The sequence below is a fragment of the Lachnospira hominis (ex Hitch et al. 2025) genome, from assembly GCF_040096395.1.
GTDB classification, from domain to species: Bacteria; Bacillota; Clostridia; order Lachnospirales; family Lachnospiraceae; genus Lachnospira; species Lachnospira hominis.
Window position 1 is genome coordinate 47,999 of sequence record NZ_JBBMES010000001.1, and the last position, 17,275, is coordinate 65,273.

The following is a 17,275-nucleotide window of genomic DNA, read 5'->3' on the forward strand; positions in this document are numbered from 1 at the left end:
AGTATTAAAAACTACAAGACATAACACTGGGAATTGCAAGTTAAAATATAAATGTATGCAAAAATGAACAATTTGAAGTAAAATTGCATAAAATAATTGACGTATATATAAAAAAATAGTAAAATTTATATAAATAATTCAGTGCAATGTGTGTAAGCCTGATTGTTAATTAAACAAAAAAGAGGAGAAGATTAATGGCAGCTTTATTAATTTTAGTCATTGTGGCAGCACTGCTGGCACTTGGATATGCGGCATTTAACTTTATCGGCGTCAAAAAGCTTGATGAAGGAACAGATCGTATGTCAGAGATCGCGGAAGCTATCAGAGTTGGAGCTAACGCATTTATTACTTATGAGTATAAGATTATAGGTATTGTAGTGGTTATTATTGCAATTATATTTGCAGCAATTTTTTCAGTCCAGTATGGAAAATTCAGCTGGGAGCCATCAGTATGTTTCATCATCGGAGTTGTGATGAGTGCATCAGCAGGATGGGTAGGAATGAAGATTGCAACTTATGCAAATGTCAGAGTATCTAATACAGCAAGAAAGACTAAGAATATCGGTTCAACACTCAAGGTAGCATTAAAGGGTGGTTCTGTAATGGGATTATGTGTAGGTGGTTTCGCACTTCTTGGTTTATTCCTTGTATACATAATTTTCGGTTACGGTCTTAATATGATTTCAATCAGTGCACTTCGTGATGGACAGCACATTTTCACACAGTGTCTTTCATGTTATGCATTGGGATGTTCTATCGTAGCTATGTTTAATCGTGTCGGTGGTGGTATTTATACAAAGGCGGCAGATATGGGTGCCGACCTTGTAGGTAAGACGGAAGCACACATTCCGGAAGATGACCCTCGTAACCCGGCAACAATAGCAGATAACGTAGGTGATAATGTAGGTGATGTTGCAGGACTTGGTTCAGACCTGCTCGAATCGTTTGTAGGAGCTATATCATCTGCAATTATTCTTGCAGTAAGCTTATTCCTTTCAAATATCGCAAATAAACTTACGGTTTCAGATACACTTCTTATGAAGATGATGTATTTTCCACTTGTTTTTGCGGCAATTGGCCTTATTGCTTCGTGTCTTGGTATCGCATATGTTCTTATTAAGAAAGGCTCAGATAGTCCTCACAGGGATTTGAATATTTCAACATGGAGTGCAGCCGTAATCACAATCATAGGCGGCTTTGTTGCGACATATTTTATGTTTAAGCCTGAAACTAAAGCGGTACTTGATGTTGCAGGATTTAAGACAGGATATACATCACCTTGGATAGCAGCATCACTTGGTGTTATTAGTGGTGTTATTATCGGTGCAATAGCAGAATATTATACAAGTTATGATTATAATCCGACTAAGAAGATTGCTGAGAGTGCAAAAGAAGGAGCAGCACTTACAATTACACAGGGTCTTGCAGTGGGCATGAAGTCTTGTATGCTTCCACTCATTATCCTTGGTATAACAACATACGTTTCATATGCTGTGTCCGGAATGTTTGGTATTGCTATGGCGGCTGTTGGCATGCTTTCATTTGTATCCGCAACAGTTTCTGTTGATACATATGGACCTATTTCAGATAATGCAGGCGGAATTGCTGAGATGTCAGAACTTGAGCCTGAGGTTCGTGAGATTACAGATAAACTTGATTCAGTAGGTAATACAACAGCAGCAATCGGCAAAGGTTTTGCCATTGGTTCTGCTTCATTTGCCGCACTTTCACTTATGGTTAGTTTCCTTTATGCATTCCAGCCTGAAGGTTCACAGCTTGAACTTAACTTTACAAATCCGCTTATTCTTGCTGGTGCCTTAATCGGTGGTGCACTTCCTTTCCTTTTCTCAGGAATGCTTATTGAAGCTGTTGCCAATGCGGCACGTAAGATGGTTGATGAAGTAAGAAGACAGTTTAAAGAAATTCCTGGAATTCTTGAAGGTAAAGCAAAACCTGATTATAAGACATGTATAGAGATTTCTTCACAGGGAGCTTTAAAAGAGATGAGAATGCCGGCTGTTCTTTCAATTATTTTCCCTGTAATTTCAGGTTTCCTTTTCGGACCTTACTTTGTAGGCGGACTTCTTATCGGTGCAACACTTTCAGCTATTATGCTTGCAATATTTACAGGTAATGCAGGTGGTGCATGGGATAATGCAAAGAAGTATATTGAATCAGGTGTTTTTGAGGGACAGGGCAAAGGTTCTCCGGCACACGATGCGGCAGTTGTAGGTGATACGGTAGGTGACCCGCTTAAAGATACAGTTGGACCATCACTTGATATTCTTATCAAGATTATGTCAACGGTTTCACTTGTTGCAGCGGTTCTTTTCTACAACTACAACCTGTTATATCTCATTTTCGGAATCAGATAAAATATTTTTGTTTTAAATACACATATTTATAAAATTTAATAGGTACAGAGCGTGGAAAAGCGTTCTGTACCTTTTTGTTATAGATATCTATTAAGAACAGGTATTGGACATAATAGATATCATAATTTAAAATAAAAATTGTAAATAATAAAATTATAATTTTTATTTGAAAGGACTGATTTTGATTATGAAAATAAAAAATGCAGCGGCAAAAATATTACTGCCTGTAATGATATTATCATTTCTTGTGTCATGTGCATCAAAAAAGTCAGGAAATACTGATATAAAACAAGATACAGCACAAGGTACAGCACAAAATTCAGATGCCATGGATGATGATATTCCAAGAAATCCATATGGTGACACGGATTTTTCAAGACCTCAGGGATTTGATGAAAAAAGAGATGGTGTTGATTATGGATACATGAATGACAGGGTTATTTATTACAGTTCAACGATAGGAAAAGACAAGATGTGCGGCGTGCTTTTGCCGGCAGGATATGATGAAAAAAAGAAATATCCGGTTGTTTATGTGCTTCATGGATTTGGAGGAGACCATTTTGACTGGAGCCGTGATGACAGTTATCTTGATATTGTTTATGGAAATATGCTCGTTGACGGTACTGCAAAGCCTATGATAATAGTCACTGTTGATATGTATACATCGGAAATTGCATCAAAGGAGACAGCTACAGGAGAACAGTCAAGAACAGCTTATGATAATTTTGTCAATGATTTGCAAAATGATTTGATGCCGTTTATAGAAAGAACATATTCTGTAAAAACAGGGCGTGAAAATACCGGAATAATAGGAACATCACAGGGTGGAACAGAGTGCCTTGCAATAGGATTTATAATGCAGGATAAAATAGGATATATAAGCTCTCTTGCACCATGTCCGGGCGTTATACCGACACAGTTTAATGCAGGCTCATTCTGGAACAAGCCGATTCTTGAAGATTTTGAGATAAAAAGTGAAGAGACAAAGCCGGTTTATCTGTCACTTATGGTAGGCAGCCGTGACCCATGGTGTCTTGATTCTACCAGATATTATCATCAGAAACTTACGGAAGAAGGAATAAAACATGATTATTTTGAAGTCGAAGGCAGCGGGCATGACGATGATGTCTGGAAAGCAGGATTATATAATTTATTCAAGAGATGTTTTTAAAAATTATGTTATTAAAAATAACGTAACATTTATGTAACATTTACCATAAAACATATTGAAAAATCTACGTGATTAGCGTACTATAAATATATGGTGTTATATGACCACAGAATGGAGATTAGTATGAAAGTTACAGCTTTTTTGACAGACGGATTTGAGACAGTTGAAGCACTTGCTGTTATAGATATTTGCAGGCGTGCAGGAATAGATACAGATACAGTTTCAATTACAGGTGATAAAAATGTTATAAGTGCACAAAATATACCTGTAAAAGCAGATTATTTTTTTGATGAAGTTAATCTTGAAGAGTCAGATTTATTATTTCTTCCGGGAGGACCTGGACATAAATCATATATGGAAAATGAAAAACTTCTTAATGCATTAAAGGAGCATGATAAAAAGGGAAAAAGGATTGCTGCGATATGTGCAGCTCCAAGCATACTCGGAAGAATAGGGCTTTTAAAAGGAAAGAAAGCAACATGTTTTCCTGGATTTGAAAAATATCTCGATGGAGCACAGGTACTTTTAGCACCTGTGAGAGTTGTAACTGATGGAAATATTACAACCTCAAGAGGAATGGGGACTTCTGTTGACCTGGGACTTGAGATAGTAAAGCTGCTTATAAGTGAAGAAAAAGCCAAAGAACTTGCTGCTTCAACACAGTATGCAGACTGATTATTTGTTATGAATGGGGAATATAATGGGAAGTTTATATGATAACTCTGGTGAAGATATATATGCAAGGCGTGATATTGAGAAAAGAAGAAAGCATGCCATGGCAATGAAGAAAAAAAGAAAACGTCAGATATTGAAAAGAAAAATTATGCTTTTTACTGGAGCTGCAGCAATACTTGTGGCATCATTGGGGCTGACGGCTGCTGTGCGAAAGAATAATACAGCATCCGGAAGCAGTCTCAATCCCAAAGAGACACAGCAGGTTGCCATAGATGCCAATGCTGATGCGGCAAATGATGATAATATTGATAAAAAAGATGAAAAAAAATTTGTATATGCACAAAAGAGCAGCGATTATAAAGAGATAACAGATGCAGCAGTAAGAACGCCTTATGTTGCACTGCTTGATGTAAATAATAATAAAATTATAGCAGGACGTGAAGCAGAATCACGTATTTATCCGGCATCGATGACAAAAGTAATGTCACTTATTGTTGCAGTTGAGAATGTTAAAGATGTGACGAAGATGTATCAGTTTACTAATAAACTTTTATATCCGCTTTATAATGCACAGGCTTCAGTTGCTGGATTTGGAACAAATGAGATTGTGCCTGTATCTGACCTCTTTTACGGAATGATTCTGCCTTCAGGAGCTGATGCAGCAGCGGCACTTGCAGAGATAGTTGCAGGTTCAGAAGAACAGTTTGCGGTTCTTATGAATAAAAAATGTGAAGAACTTGGATTGAAAAATACACATTTTGTCAATTCGACAGGTTTATATGATGATGAGCAGTATACGACACCATCAGAGATGGCAATGATTATGAAGTATGCAATGGATAATTCCGAATGTGCAAAGGTTTTATCGACATTCCAGTATACAACAGAAAAGACAACACAGCATCCGGATGGAATACTTCTTACAAATACTATGTTCAGCCGCATGTATGGAACAGAGGTTGAAGGTGTGACAATTACAGCTGGTAAGACAGGTTATACGGATGAAGCATTAAACTGCCTTGTAAGTTATGCTGTAAAAGGTGACAAGAGTTATATTTGTGTTACTTCGCATGCACACAACAAATGGCATTGCGTTTTTGATTCTTTTGAAATTTACGGGAATTATTTGCCATAATATTTTTTGTGAATGTTGAACATAATAACATCAGGATAGCAGTGAGAGCTGTTATTCAAATTCAAAACAGATTATAAATGTTTGCTATGGAGGTGTTTTTATGAACAATTCAACAGCGTCAAGCAAGACAAAGAAAGAAGCACAGAGTGCATTAGACAGATTTAAGATGGAAGTAGCTTCAGAAATCGGTGTAAACTTAAAAGAGGGTTACAATGGTGACCTCACATCAGCAGAAGCCGGTTCTGTAGGCGGTAACATGGTTAAAAAGATGATTAAGAGACAGGAAGAGCAGATGTCACAGGGCAACTAATCTGACTGCCTTATGACGGCATTGAAGACAGAAAAATGAGTCGGGGCTGCTGTCATTAAGTATAAGAGAAAAGAAGAGACGGGAGGTTTAAAACCCCTCGTCTCTTCTTTGCTTTCTTAATTCAATTCTTTTTTCAGCAGCATCCCATTTGGCCTGTTCATCGATAGTCTGTATTTTAAGACGTGGAACTTCGACAGGTTTATTGTTTGCATCAAGTGCAACCATAACAAAAAATGCTCTGTTTACAGGATGTCTTGAACCATCAGGACGCTCAACGTATGTGTCAATTCGTATTTCCATAGAACTGCGTCCTACATGTGTCACATAACCGATTATTACAATTACGTCATTTTCATAGCAGGGCTCTTTAAATTGAAGATTATCAATACATGCAGTTGTAAGATTGCCTTCACAATGTCTTCTTGCAACAATGCCGGCAACTTCATCTATCCACATGAGAAGCTGTCCACCGAATAATCTTCCGGCACTGTTCATGTGTTTGCTGAAAAGAAGGTGTGAAACCTCAGTTTTTGAATCTTCAACTGTTTTTATTTTTAATTCTGACATAAATCCTCCTTACGTCTCCACTTTGTGATTATACAGGTGGGGCAGATGTTCTGACAACAAATATAATTATAAAATATTATGCCAATTTAATAAAGTTTTGTAAAGTGAAAAATTTTGCTGGTAATATCAAAATATCTATGATATAATCCATTAGTATGTACGTTGTACGATTGAAATATTTTACATATATTTAAGGAGGAAATTTATAAAATGAGTTTCAAAGTTGAACAGTTAGAAGAAAAGAATATGGTTAAACTTGTGATTGAAGCTTCTGCCGAAGAATTTGAGGCCGGCTTGAACGCAGCATACAATAAGAACAAGAACAAGATTAGTGTACCTGGTTTCAGAAAAGGTAAAGCACCTCGTAAGATGATTGAACAGCTTTATGGTTCACAGATTTTCTTTGAAGATGCAGCTAATGAGATTATTCCTGATGCATATGCAGACGCAGCTAAGGAAAGTGGTCTTGACATCGTTTCACAGCCAAAGGTAAGCATTGAGCAGCTTGAAGCTGGAAAGCCATTTATCTTTGCAGCAGAAGTGGCAGTAAGACCAGAAGTAGAACTTGGCGAGTACAAGGGTGTTGAAGTAACTAAGGCTGATGCGGAAGTTACAGATGCTGATGTTGAAGAAGAATTAAAGAAGGTTCAGGATCAGAACTCAAGAACAGTAAGTGTTGAAGACAGAGCTGTTAAAGATGGTGATATGACTGTTATTGATTTTGAAGGATTTATTGATGGAGAAGCTTTTGAAGGTGGTAAGGGTGAGAATTATCCTCTTACAATCGGTTCACATTCATTCATCGATACATTTGAAGAGCAGATGATTGGAATGAATATTGGTGAAGAAAAAGAACTTAATGTTACATTCCCAGAGGATTATCATGCTGAGAACTTAAAGGGTAAGCCAGCTACATTCAAGGTTACTGTAAAGGAAATTAAAGAAAAGCAGCTTCCTGAACTTGATGACGATTTCGCTCAGGATGTATCAGATTTCGATACACTTGCTGAATACAAGGATGATTTAAAGAAGAAGATTGCAGAACGCAAAGAATCAGAAGCTAAGGCTAAGAAAGAATCAGAAGCTATTGAAAAAGTAGTTGAAGCAGCTAAGATGGATATTCCACAGGCTATGATTGATACACAGGTAAACAGAATGCTTGAAGATTTTGCTATGAGACTTCAGCAGCAGGGTCTTTCTGTTGAGCAGTATTTCCAGTATACAGGAATGACAGCAGATAAGATTATGGAAGAGATGAAACCTGAAGCAGTTAAGAGAATTAAGAACAGCCTTGTTCTTGAAGCTGTTGCTAAGGCAGAGAATATTGAAGTATCAGAAGAAGAATTTGAAGCAGAACTTCAGAAGATGGCTGATATGTACAAGATGGAAATTGAAAAGATTAAAGAGTTTATGCAGGATGCAGAAGCTAAGCAGATGAAAGATGATATTGCTATCCAGAAGGCAGTTGAATTAATCGTTTCTTCAGCAGTTGAAAAGTAATAAACTGAATTGATTTTTATTGGCATAATGCACAAAGAAATGGAGGGAAATTATGAGTTTAGTACCTTACGTCATAGAGCAGAACAGCCGTGGTGAAAGATCATATGATATTTATTCACGACTTTTAAAGGACAGAATCATTTTTCTTGGAGAAGAAGTTACAGATGTTTCAGCAAATATAATTGTTGCACAGATGTTATTCCTTGAAGCAGAAGATCCAAGCAAAGATATTCATTTGTATATTAACAGCCCTGGTGGTTCAGTATCAGCAGGTTTTGCTATTTATGATACAATGCAGTACATCAAATGCGATGTTTCAACCATTTGTATGGGTATGGCAGCAAGTATGGGTGCATTTCTTCTTTCCGGCGGTGCTAAAGGCAAGAGAATGGCTCTTCCTAATGCGGAAATTATGATTCACCAGCCATCCGGCGGTGCAAGAGGTCAGGAAACTGAGATTCGTATTGTGGCAGAGAATATTTTAAAGACAAGAAACAAATTAAATGAGATTCTTGCTGCTAACACGGGCAAGTCTGTCGAAGAGATTGCAAGAGATACGGAACGTGATAATTATATGACAGCACAGGAAGCACTTGCATATGGACTTATTGACAGTATAGTTGAAAAGAGATAATATGTGCGAAGGGCTGTCACTTATGTGGCAGTCCTTTGTTGTTTAAGGAGGAGTTATGGCAGGCAAAAATGTAGACGATAAGCTTAGATGTTCATTTTGTAATAAAACGCAGAATCAGGTTAAAAAACTTATTGCAGGTCCAAACGGAGCATATATATGCGATGAATGTGTTGGCATATGCAGCGAGATTCTTGATGAAGAATTTCTTGATGATGATAAGATGGACGAATCAGATGCCGGTCTTGATATAAATCTTTTAAAACCTAAGGAAATTAAAGAATTTCTTGATGATTATGTAATTGGACAGGATGATGCAAAAAAAGTTCTTTCAGTTGCAGTTTATAACCACTACAAACGTATTTTGTCAGGAAAAGATCTGGATGTTGAACTTCAGAAGAGTAATATTCTTATGCTTGGACCTACAGGTTCAGGTAAAACTTTTCTTGCACAGAATCTTGCAAGGCTTCTCAATGTTCCATTTGCAATTGCAGATGCAACAACACTTACAGAAGCTGGTTACGTAGGTGAAGACGTTGAGAATATTCTTTTGAAAATAATACAGGCGGCTGATTATGATATAGATAAGGCCCAATATGGTATTATTTATATAGATGAAATAGATAAAATAACTAAAAAGTCTGAAAATGTTTCAATAACAAGAGATGTTTCGGGTGAAGGTGTACAGCAGGCACTCTTAAAGATTCTTGAGGGTACAGTTGCTTCAGTTCCGCCTCAGGGGGGAAGAAAGCATCCTCAGCAGGAGCTTATTCCTATAGATACTACAAATATATTGTTTATTTGTGGTGGTGCATTTGACGGACTTGAAAAAATTATTGAATCAAGAATGGACAAGAGCTCAATCGGATTCAATGCAGAGATAAAAGAGAAGACAGATGCGGATGTAGGAGAGATGTTTCATAAAGTTCTCCCTCAGGATTTAATTAAGTTTGGTCTTATACCTGAGTTTGTAGGTCGTGTACCGGTTGTTGTTGCACTTGACTCGCTTGATGAGGAGGCACTTGTAAGAATTCTTCGTGAGCCAAAGAATGCTATTATCAGGCAGTATCAGGCATTGTTCTCGCTTGATGAAGTAGAACTTGAATTTACTGAAGATGCAGTGCGTGAAGTGGCAAAGAAGAGTTTTGAGAGAAAGACAGGAGCAAGAGGACTCCGCTCAATACTTGAATCTGTTATGAATGAAGTTATGTTTGAAATCCCTTCTGATGATACAATTTCAAAATGTATTATTACAAAGGAAGCTGTAGATGGAACAGGAAAGCCTGTTATCGAATATAGAACTGAGCAGGTAAATAAAGCACAATAATATGGAGAGTTGTTGGATTATGAAAAAGATGGTATTACCAACAATTGCATTAAGAGGTATGACCGTGTTACCGGACATGGTCATACATTTTGATATAAACAGGAAAAAATCAATTCATGCTGTAGAAAAAGCCATGCAGACGAATGAAACAATCTTTCTTCTCACACAGAAAGATATAGATACTGCAAATCCTGTGCAGGATGATTTATATTCTGTAGGAACTGTTGCGAAGGTTAAAGAGCTGATAAAACTTCCAAAGGGCATTGTAAGAGTTCTTGTGGCAGGTAAGTATAAAGGAATGGTTAATACAGTTAGTGAATCTGATGGAATGCTTATATCTGATATAGTTACTGACAGAGACTGGTTTTTAGCACCTGATAATCTGACACAAATAGCTATGATAAGATCACTTAATGAGCTTATATGCAGATATGCAGCAGTTAACCAGAGATTCAGCAAAGATATTTTAAAAGAATGGCTTATTGCCAAAAATCTTCAGGAAAAAGTCAAAAAAATTCTTGCGGATTATCCGGTTGATTATACTGTAAAACAGAAGTTCCTTGAGATGAGTGATGTTAATGAAATTTATGAACAACTTGCAAGGATGTTTATTGAGGATATCAATATTTTTGACATAAAAAAAGAACTCGAAGATGGCATAAAAGAAAAAGTAGAGAAAAACCAGAAAGAATATTATCTTAGAGAACAGCTCAAATATATCAACGAGGAGCTTGACGGCACAGATGGCTCATCTGAAATAGATGAGTATATGGAAAAACTTGAGAGTCTTAATGCAGCTGATGAAATAAAAGAGCAGATTGAAAAAGAAATACGGCGTTATAAAGTGCTTTCACAGGGTTCGTCAGAAGCAAATGTTGAACGCAGCTATATAGAAACGCTTCTTTCACTTCCATGGGAAAACAGTTCTCAGGACAGCGATGATATAGAAAATGCGGCAAAAATTCTTGATGAAAATCATTATGGAATGAAAAAAGTTAAAGAGAGAATACTTGAGACGCTTGCAGTGAGAAAAGTATCACATAATGCTGATGCACCGATAATCTGTCTTGTAGGACCTCCGGGAACAGGAAAGACAAGTATTGCACGTTCGGTTGCACAGTCACTTAATAAAGAATATGTACGTATATGTCTTGGTGGTGTAAAAGATGAAGCAGAAATCCGTGGACACAGAAGAACATACGTCGGTGCAATGCCTGGTAGAATCATTGACGGTCTTAGAAAAGCAAAAGTTAAAAATCCGCTCATGCTTCTTGATGAGATAGATAAAGTAAGTAATGACTATCGTTCTGATACATCATCGGCACTTCTTGAAGTACTTGATGGAGAGCAGAATTCGCATTTTGTTGATCATTATATTGATATGCCTGTAGATTTGTCGGAGATTCTTTTTATTGCTACAGCGAATGATTTGTCAGAGGTGTCAAGACCTCTTCTTGACCGCATGGAAATTATAGAAGTAAGCAGTTATACAAAAAATGAAAAACTGCATATTGCAAAAGAGCATCTTGTGGCAAAACAGTTAAAAAAGAATGGACTTACAAAGAAGTCAGTCAGATTTACCGATAAGGCACTTGCAAAAATAATAGATGGCTATACAATGGAGGCCGGTGTAAGAGAGCTTGAGAGAATGATAGCTGCTGTTCTTAGAAAAGTTGTAAGAAAGAATTACACGGTTGGTGGCGTAAATATTGAAAAGCAGATAGTCATTACAGATAAAAATCTCAGTGAATATCTTGGAAAAGTTAAGTTCATTAAGGAAAAGGCATCAAGAAAAAATGAGGTTGGCATTGTACGTGGACTTGCATGGACAGCAGCTGGCGGTGATACTCTTGAAATAGAAGTAAATGTTCTTGGTGGTAAGCCTGAACTTATTCTTACAGGAAATATGGGAGATGTAATGCGGGAATCTGCACAGATAGCACTCTCATATGTCCGCTCTGTTGTAAGAAAAAACCAGATTTTTGAAGAGAATGCAATACATATACATATACCTGAAGGTGCAGTTCCCAAAGATGGACCATCAGCCGGAATAACAATGGCGACAGCCATTTATTCCGCAGTTACAGGAAAGCCTGTAGATGCCTCAACAGCAATGACAGGAGAAGTTACATTAAGAGGCAGAGTAATGCCTATAGGCGGTCTTAAAGAAAAACTGCTTGCAGCAAAGACAGCCGGATTAAAGAGAGTGTTAGTGCCGTTGGAAAATAAATCTGATGTAGAAGAGCTTGAAGAAGAAATTGTACAGGGACTTGAGATTGTATATGTAAGCGATATGAAAGAAGTCCTTAAACTTGCCATTGTAAAATAGGAGAAAACTATGGTTATTAAAAAAGTAAATCTTGATATTGTAATTGGTGTTACAAGTCAGGTGCCGGAAACAGACTTACCGGAAGTTGCGTTTGCAGGCAAATCTAATGTAGGTAAATCATCACTTATAAATGCCCTGATGAACAGAAAGTCATATGCAAGGACATCATCACAGCCTGGAAAGACACAGACAATTAACTATTATAATATTAATGATGCAATGCTCCTTGTTGATTTGCCAGGTTACGGATATGCTAATGTAAGCCAGTCCGTAAAGGAAAAATGGGGCAAGATGGTAGAGAAATATCTGAAGAAATCAAGTCAGTTAAAACAGGTCTTTCTTCTTATTGATATAAGACATGACCCATCTGCAAATGATAAGATGATGTATGACTGGATAGTTTCTAATGGATATCATCCTGTCATAGTTGCAACAAAACTTGATAAAATAAAAAGAAGCCAGCATGCCAAACAGATTAAAGCTGTAAGGACAGGGCTGGGTCTTTCTGCTGATGATATTCTTATCCCTGTTTCATCACAGACAAAACAGGGAATCCCTGAATTATGGGACGTTATAGAACAATTTATATAATTACATAAGTTTATTCATTACAAAATCATATATATCCTGGCTGGCGTCACGCCATCTGGCACACATTGCGTCAGCCTGTGATTCGAGAGGAACGGCAACATTTAATTCTATAAGATTAGTGTTGCCTTCTTTTACCTGACAGTGAACAATAAAATCACCGTTTGTCGATTTATAATAATCAGAAGTTGTTCCCACTTCACATTTTAAATCATATTTATTATCTTTGAGATATTTGTCAATATCATCACGTATAGCTTGAGAAATTTTATTATAGAAAAAAGAAATTGTATCAATTCCTTCTTTAGTAAGCTTATATTGCGTGCTGCTTCTGTATGTGAGAATCTGCACAAAACCGTCGCTTGCAAGCGAACTTAATACTTCCTGAAGCGTAAAATAATTGGTATATTGTCTGTCTAACATAAAATCAGCAATCTGGCTGTTAGACAGAGGAAAATTAACTTTATCTAACATATATAAAACCATCAGTTTATAGAGGGTTGTTGCATCCGTACTCATTCGTAGTTCCGTCCTTGAATAATATTGTTGTTTGTAAAATATTGCATCAAACTGTTATGGACACGCTTTTTATCTGCACTCCATAAAGGTGCAATGAGAATTTTTTTTGGACCGTCTCCTGTAAGACGGTGTATAACCATATCGGGTGGCAGGAGTTCAATGATTCTTCCGATAAGCCTGATATAATTGTCCATAGTCATAGTTTCAAACAGGTGATTGTTATAATCATCAGCCAGATCAGTTCCTTTAAGGACATGAAGCAGCTGCAGTTTTATTCCCCAGGCACCGCTGTTTGCGATAAAACGTGCGGTATCAAGCATCATTTCATCACTTTCGCCCGGAAGACCAAGTATCATGTGGACAATTACTTTTATATCTGAATTGTTAAGGCGTTTAACGGCATCGGTAAAAATGTCAAGTTCATAGCCACGCCTTATATAATCAGAAGTTTTTTTGTGGATGGTCTGTAATCCGAGTTCAATCCATACAGGTTTAATTTTATTGAGTTCGCCAAGCAGAGTTATAACACTGTCGTCAAGGCAGTCGGGTCTTGTTGCGATTGACAGTATCTTAACATCAGGATTATTAATAACTGGCATAAATAAATTTCTTAAATAGCTGACATCTGCATATGTATTGGTATAGGACTGGAAGTATGCAATAAAATTATTTCCTGTATATTTATTTGATATAAGTTTTTTTGCATCGTCAACATTAGTGCATGCAAAATCACCGGAACCTCCGGCACTGCAAAAAATACATCCCCTTGTGTCAATAAGCCCGTCACGGTTGGGACAATTCATCCCACCGTTCAGGGCCAGTTTATACATTTTGACACCATAAGTGCCTTTTAAATATTCATTTACCGAGTAGAAATGTGGAAGCATAATTATTTAATAAGAGCCTTTATAGCCTGGCTTACAACGTCAGCAACGCGTGGGTCGAAAGCTTCCGGAAGAATATTTGTGTCACTGAGTTCATCATCAGGAACAAGATTTGCGATGGCAAGAGCTGCAGCAAGTTTCATTTCTTCTGTAATCTGTGTTGCACGTCCTTCAAGGGCACCCTTGAATATGCCAGGGAAAGCAATAACATTATTTACCTGGTTAGGGAAATCAGAACGACCTGTACCGACGACCTTTGCACCTGCTGCTTTTGCAACATCTGGCATGATTTCAGGAACCGGGTTAGCCATTGCAAAAAGAATGGCGTCTTTGTTCATTGATGAAACCATTTCTGCTGTAACGATGTTAGGTGCAGAAACACCTACAAAGATATCAGCACCTTTAAGTGCATCAGCAAGTGAACCGTGTTTTTGTTCAAGATTAGTAACATTCATCATAGATTCCTGCATCCAGTTAAGTCCTTCGCTGTCTTTTGCAAGAATGCCTGACTTATCACACATTGTAACATTTTTAAAACCATATGTAAGAAGGAGCTTTGTTATGGCAATGCCGGCAGAACCTGCACCATTTACAACAACACGACATTCTTCTTTAGTTTTTCCTGTAACCTTTAAACCATTGATAATACCTGCAAGCACTACAATAGCTGTTCCATGCTGGTCGTCATGGAAAACAGGAATGTCGAGGAGTTCCTTTAATCTTTCTTCAATTTCAAAGCATCTTGGTGCAGAAATATCTTCAAGGTTAATACCGCCAAATGCAGGAGCAATGTTTACTACAGTTTTGATGATTTCTTCTGTATCCTGTGTGTCAAGACAGATAGGAACAGCATTGACGCCACCAAAAGACTTAAAAAGAACAGCCTTGCCTTCCATAACAGGCATAGCTGCATGTGCACCGATATTTCCAAGTCCGAGAACGGCACTTCCGTCAGAAACTACAGCGATAGTGTTGGCTTTTATAGTATACTTGTATGCGGCTTCCTTGTCTTTTGCAATAACCTTGCAAGGTTCAGCAACGCCGGGTGTATATGCGAGAGCGAGATCCTCTCTTGTTGAAATATCCATCTTTGGAGTGGTTTCAAACTTTCCATTCCATTTTTCATGTAAAGCAAGTGCTTTTTCTGCATTTGTCATGGTAGAGTCCATCCTTTCAAAAAAACATATTTAATTAATAATAACACATTACAGCGTTAGCGGCAAGGATTGAAATTATAACAAAATGTTTGAAATAATTTTAAAATAGTGTATAATAAATATATGTTAATTCTAAATTCTTGGATGAATCAAGATTCTTATCCGCGATTTATATACATTTGTTATCTGCGGTATAATTCCAGAACATTAATTAAAAAAATAGGAGTGAATAATTTATGAGAGAAAAATTACAGACATTGCCACTTACTGTTTTACGAGAGTTTGCAAAGGACAAACATATTAAAAATATTACTGTAATGAGAAAAGCGGACCTTATTGAGGCGATTATCAAGGCAGATGAGGAAGAAAAGGCAGCTAAGGACGAACAGGAAAAAACAGTTAAGGCAGAACCGGAACAGCCAATAAAAAACGTGCAGCCTGTAAAAAACGAACATGAGCATGCTAATATAAATCATAATGACGGATATGTGCCAAGAAACAGACAGAACGTAAATAATGATAATGTTCAGGACAGACCTGAAAAACAGGAGATGGCAGATGGTATTCTTGAAGTTATGCAGGAGGGATATGGATTTATAAGATGTGAGAATTTCCTTCCGGGAGACAATGATGTGTATGTGTCACCATCACAGATAAGAAGGTTTAATTTAAAAACAGGTGATATCATAAGAGGACCTAAAAAAGCAAAGACACAGGGGGAAAAGTTCTCTGCACTTGTTTATCTTGAATCAGTCAATGATGAGGAGCCTGCAAAAGCGGCAAAAAGACCTTCATTTGAAAGTCTTACACCTATATTTCCAAATGAGAGAATTCATCTTGAAAAAAACAGCAATACAGTTGCAATGAGAATGGTAGATTTAATTTCTCCAATCGGTAAAGGCCAGCGTGGAATGATTGTTTCACAGCCAAAATCAGGTAAGACAACTCTTTTAAAGCAGATAGCCAATGCCATAACAAAAAATAATCCTGAGATGCATCTTATAATACTTCTTATTGATGAACGTCCTGAGGAAGTAACTGATATAAAGGAATCAATAGTAGGTGATAATGTTGAGGTTATTTATTCAACATTCGACGAACTTCCGGAGAGACATAAAAGAGTATCTGAGATGGTTATAGAGCGTGCAAAAAGACTTGTTGAACATAAGAAAGATGTTATAATTCTTCTTGACAGTATCACAAGACTTGCAAGAGCTTATAATCTCACTGTCCAGGCAAGCGGACGTACATTATCCGGTGGTCTTGACCCTGCGGCACTGCATATGCCAAAAAGATTTTTTGGTGCTGCAAGAAATATGCGTGAAGGAGGAAGCCTTACAATACTTGCAACTGCACTCGTTGAGACAGGAAGCAAGATGGATGATGTTGTATTTGAGGAATTCAAAGGAACAGGTAATATGGAACTTGTACTTGACAGAAAGCTTTCTGAAAAGAGAGTATTTCCTGCAATTGATATTGCAAAATCAGGAACCAGAAGAGAAGACCTTCTTTTAGACCCTCAGGAACTTCAGGCAGTTGATATAATGAGAAAGGCACTTAATTCGCTTAAAAACGATGATGCGGCAGAAAGAATTCTTGAATTGTTTGTAAAGACAAAAAATAATAAAGAGCTTGTTGAGACAGTGTGCAAGAACAGATATATCTGATATATACTGTAAAAATATAAAAAAGTTTTAAAATATTGTTATAATTTTGAAAAAACACTTGCATTGGTATAACCGGTATGTTACAATATCAAAGCTGCTTATCAAAGACAAAGAAACACTTTGTGAGTTTAAGTCTTGCAATTATAATAAAGATTATATAAAGAGGTGAAAATCATGAGAGAAGGAATCCATCCAGCATATTATCAGGCAAAGGTTGTCTGCAACTGTGGAAATGAATTTGTTACAGGTTCAACAAAGGAAGAAATCCATGTTGAAATTTGTTCAAAGTGCCATCCTTTTTATACAGGACAGCAGAAGGCAACTTCAGCACGTGGACGTATTGATAAGTTCAACAAGAAATACGGCGTACAGAACAATTAATTTTAGCTATTTACAAAGGTTGAGGCTGTATGCCTCAGCCTTTTTTGTTATGGAGAGAA

Annotated in this window: 16 protein-coding genes; 12 read left to right on the forward strand and 4 right to left on the reverse strand. The window is 37.1% G+C overall.

The features are described from left to right. Nucleotides 1–194 precede the first annotated feature (194 nt). From WMO38_RS00205 to WMO38_RS00225, 5 genes are all read left to right on the forward strand, one after another. Complete coding sequence (locus WMO38_RS00205; RefSeq protein WP_349160886.1) at nt 195–2,375, forward strand: sodium-translocating pyrophosphatase; 2,181 nt, start codon at nt 195–197, stop codon at nt 2,373–2,375. Nucleotides 2,376–2,562: 187 nt separating this feature from the next. Then, the gene (locus WMO38_RS00210; RefSeq protein ID WP_186836314.1) at nt 2,563–3,546 is read left to right on the forward strand and encodes an alpha/beta hydrolase; all 984 of its coding nucleotides are present in this window, start codon (nt 2,563–2,565) and stop codon (nt 3,544–3,546) included. Between the two features lie 123 nt (nt 3,547–3,669). Further along, the gene (locus WMO38_RS00215; RefSeq protein WP_021867180.1) at nt 3,670–4,221 is read left to right on the forward strand and encodes a DJ-1 family glyoxalase III; all 552 of its coding nucleotides are present in this window, start codon (nt 3,670–3,672) and stop codon (nt 4,219–4,221) included. 25 nt (nt 4,222–4,246) lie between these two features. After that, on the forward strand, nt 4,247–5,356 hold the full coding sequence (locus WMO38_RS00220) for a D-alanyl-D-alanine carboxypeptidase family protein (protein WP_021867181.1): 1,110 nt from the start codon (nt 4,247–4,249) through the stop codon (nt 5,354–5,356). Between the two features lie 100 nt (nt 5,357–5,456). After that, nucleotides 5,457–5,666 carry an alpha/beta-type small acid-soluble spore protein gene (locus WMO38_RS00225; protein ID WP_021867182.1) on the forward strand — a complete coding sequence of 70 codons (210 nt, stop codon included), beginning with the start codon at nt 5,457–5,459 and terminating at the stop codon, nt 5,664–5,666. Between the two features lie 87 nt (nt 5,667–5,753). Here WMO38_RS00225 and WMO38_RS00230 read toward each other — a convergent pair whose 3' ends face one another. After that, nucleotides 5,754–6,233 (reverse strand): acyl-CoA thioesterase, encoded by a 480-nt coding sequence (locus WMO38_RS00230; protein WP_021867183.1) that lies wholly within the window; start codon nt 6,231–6,233, stop codon nt 5,754–5,756. Nucleotides 6,234–6,443: 210 nt separating this feature from the next. Between WMO38_RS00230 and tig the strand changes: the two genes are divergently transcribed. Genes tig through yihA form a run of 5 tightly spaced genes read left to right on the forward strand, consistent with a single transcriptional unit; the run spans nt 6,444 to nt 12,611 of the window. Continuing rightward, complete coding sequence (gene tig / locus WMO38_RS00235) at nt 6,444–7,733, forward strand: trigger factor (protein WP_186836312.1); 1,290 nt, start codon at nt 6,444–6,446, stop codon at nt 7,731–7,733. Between the two features lie 52 nt (nt 7,734–7,785). Beyond that, a complete protein-coding gene (gene clpP / locus WMO38_RS00240; RefSeq protein WP_021867185.1) occupies nt 7,786–8,367 on the forward strand; it encodes an ATP-dependent Clp endopeptidase proteolytic subunit ClpP in 582 nt (193 codons plus the stop codon). Between the two features lie 55 nt (nt 8,368–8,422). Next, entirely contained in the window at nt 8,423–9,691 is a 1,269-nt protein-coding gene (gene clpX / locus WMO38_RS00245) for an ATP-dependent Clp protease ATP-binding subunit ClpX (RefSeq protein WP_021867186.1), read from the forward strand. A gap of 19 nt (nt 9,692–9,710) precedes the next feature. Next, a complete protein-coding gene (gene lon / locus WMO38_RS00250; protein WP_349160888.1) occupies nt 9,711–12,020 on the forward strand; it encodes an endopeptidase La in 2,310 nt (769 codons plus the stop codon). Between the two features lie 9 nt (nt 12,021–12,029). After that, nucleotides 12,030–12,611 carry a ribosome biogenesis GTP-binding protein YihA/YsxC gene (gene yihA / locus WMO38_RS00255; protein WP_021867188.1) on the forward strand — a complete coding sequence of 194 codons (582 nt, stop codon included), beginning with the start codon at nt 12,030–12,032 and terminating at the stop codon, nt 12,609–12,611. On the opposite strand, the gene WMO38_RS00260 is transcribed toward yihA, so the two are convergent. The 3 genes from WMO38_RS00260 to WMO38_RS00270 are packed head-to-tail and all read right to left on the reverse strand — an operon-like array spanning nt 12,612 to nt 15,168. Further along, complete coding sequence (locus WMO38_RS00260) at nt 12,612–13,127, reverse strand: DUF4364 family protein (RefSeq protein WP_021867189.1); 516 nt, start codon at nt 13,125–13,127, stop codon at nt 12,612–12,614. After that, a complete protein-coding gene (gene mnmL / locus WMO38_RS00265) occupies nt 13,124–14,014 on the reverse strand; it encodes a tRNA modification radical SAM protein MnmL/YtqA (RefSeq protein WP_349160890.1) in 891 nt (296 codons plus the stop codon). Before mnmL ends, WMO38_RS00260 begins: the two co-directional genes overlap by 4 nt. A 2-nt stretch (nt 14,015–14,016) precedes the next feature. Further along, complete coding sequence (locus WMO38_RS00270) at nt 14,017–15,168, reverse strand: NAD(P)-dependent malic enzyme (RefSeq protein ID WP_021867191.1); 1,152 nt, start codon at nt 15,166–15,168, stop codon at nt 14,017–14,019. Nucleotides 15,169–15,404: 236 nt separating this feature from the next. Between WMO38_RS00270 and rho the strand changes: the two genes are divergently transcribed. Beyond that, the gene (gene rho / locus WMO38_RS00275) at nt 15,405–16,835 is read left to right on the forward strand and encodes a transcription termination factor Rho (RefSeq protein ID WP_021867192.1); all 1,431 of its coding nucleotides are present in this window, start codon (nt 15,405–15,407) and stop codon (nt 16,833–16,835) included. Nucleotides 16,836–17,009: 174 nt separating this feature from the next. Beyond that, nucleotides 17,010–17,216 (forward strand): 50S ribosomal protein L31, encoded by a 207-nt coding sequence (gene rpmE, locus WMO38_RS00280; RefSeq protein WP_021867193.1) that lies wholly within the window; start codon nt 17,010–17,012, stop codon nt 17,214–17,216. Nucleotides 17,217–17,275 lie beyond the last annotated feature (59 nt).

What these genes read in the sequence shown, in the direction of transcription:
- WMO38_RS00205 (WP_349160886.1), top strand. Translation starts at nt 195, where the DNA reads ATGGCAGCTTTATTAATTTTAGTCATTGTGGCAGCACTGCTGGCACTT.
- WMO38_RS00210 (WP_186836314.1), top strand. Translation starts at nt 2,563, where the DNA reads ATGAAAATAAAAAATGCAGCGGCAAAAATATTACTGCCTGTAATGATA.
- WMO38_RS00215 (WP_021867180.1), top strand. Translation starts at nt 3,670, where the DNA reads ATGAAAGTTACAGCTTTTTTGACAGACGGATTTGAGACAGTTGAAGCA.
- WMO38_RS00220 (WP_021867181.1), top strand. Translation starts at nt 4,247, where the DNA reads ATGGGAAGTTTATATGATAACTCTGGTGAAGATATATATGCAAGGCGT.
- WMO38_RS00225 (WP_021867182.1), top strand. Translation starts at nt 5,457, where the DNA reads ATGAACAATTCAACAGCGTCAAGCAAGACAAAGAAAGAAGCACAGAGT.
- WMO38_RS00230 (WP_021867183.1), bottom strand. Translation starts at nt 6,233, where the DNA reads ATGTCAGAATTAAAAATAAAAACAGTTGAAGATTCAAAAACTGAGGTT.
- tig (WP_186836312.1), top strand. Translation starts at nt 6,444, where the DNA reads ATGAGTTTCAAAGTTGAACAGTTAGAAGAAAAGAATATGGTTAAACTT.
- clpP (WP_021867185.1), top strand. Translation starts at nt 7,786, where the DNA reads ATGAGTTTAGTACCTTACGTCATAGAGCAGAACAGCCGTGGTGAAAGA.
- clpX (WP_021867186.1), top strand. Translation starts at nt 8,423, where the DNA reads ATGGCAGGCAAAAATGTAGACGATAAGCTTAGATGTTCATTTTGTAAT.
- lon (WP_349160888.1), top strand. Translation starts at nt 9,711, where the DNA reads ATGAAAAAGATGGTATTACCAACAATTGCATTAAGAGGTATGACCGTG.
- yihA (WP_021867188.1), top strand. Translation starts at nt 12,030, where the DNA reads ATGGTTATTAAAAAAGTAAATCTTGATATTGTAATTGGTGTTACAAGT.
- WMO38_RS00260 (WP_021867189.1), bottom strand. Translation starts at nt 13,127, where the DNA reads ATGAGTACGGATGCAACAACCCTCTATAAACTGATGGTTTTATATATG.
- mnmL (WP_349160890.1), bottom strand. Translation starts at nt 14,014, where the DNA reads ATGCTTCCACATTTCTACTCGGTAAATGAATATTTAAAAGGCACTTAT.
- WMO38_RS00270 (WP_021867191.1), bottom strand. Translation starts at nt 15,168, where the DNA reads ATGACAAATGCAGAAAAAGCACTTGCTTTACATGAAAAATGGAATGGA.
- rho (WP_021867192.1), top strand. Translation starts at nt 15,405, where the DNA reads ATGAGAGAAAAATTACAGACATTGCCACTTACTGTTTTACGAGAGTTT.
- rpmE (WP_021867193.1), top strand. Translation starts at nt 17,010, where the DNA reads ATGAGAGAAGGAATCCATCCAGCATATTATCAGGCAAAGGTTGTCTGC.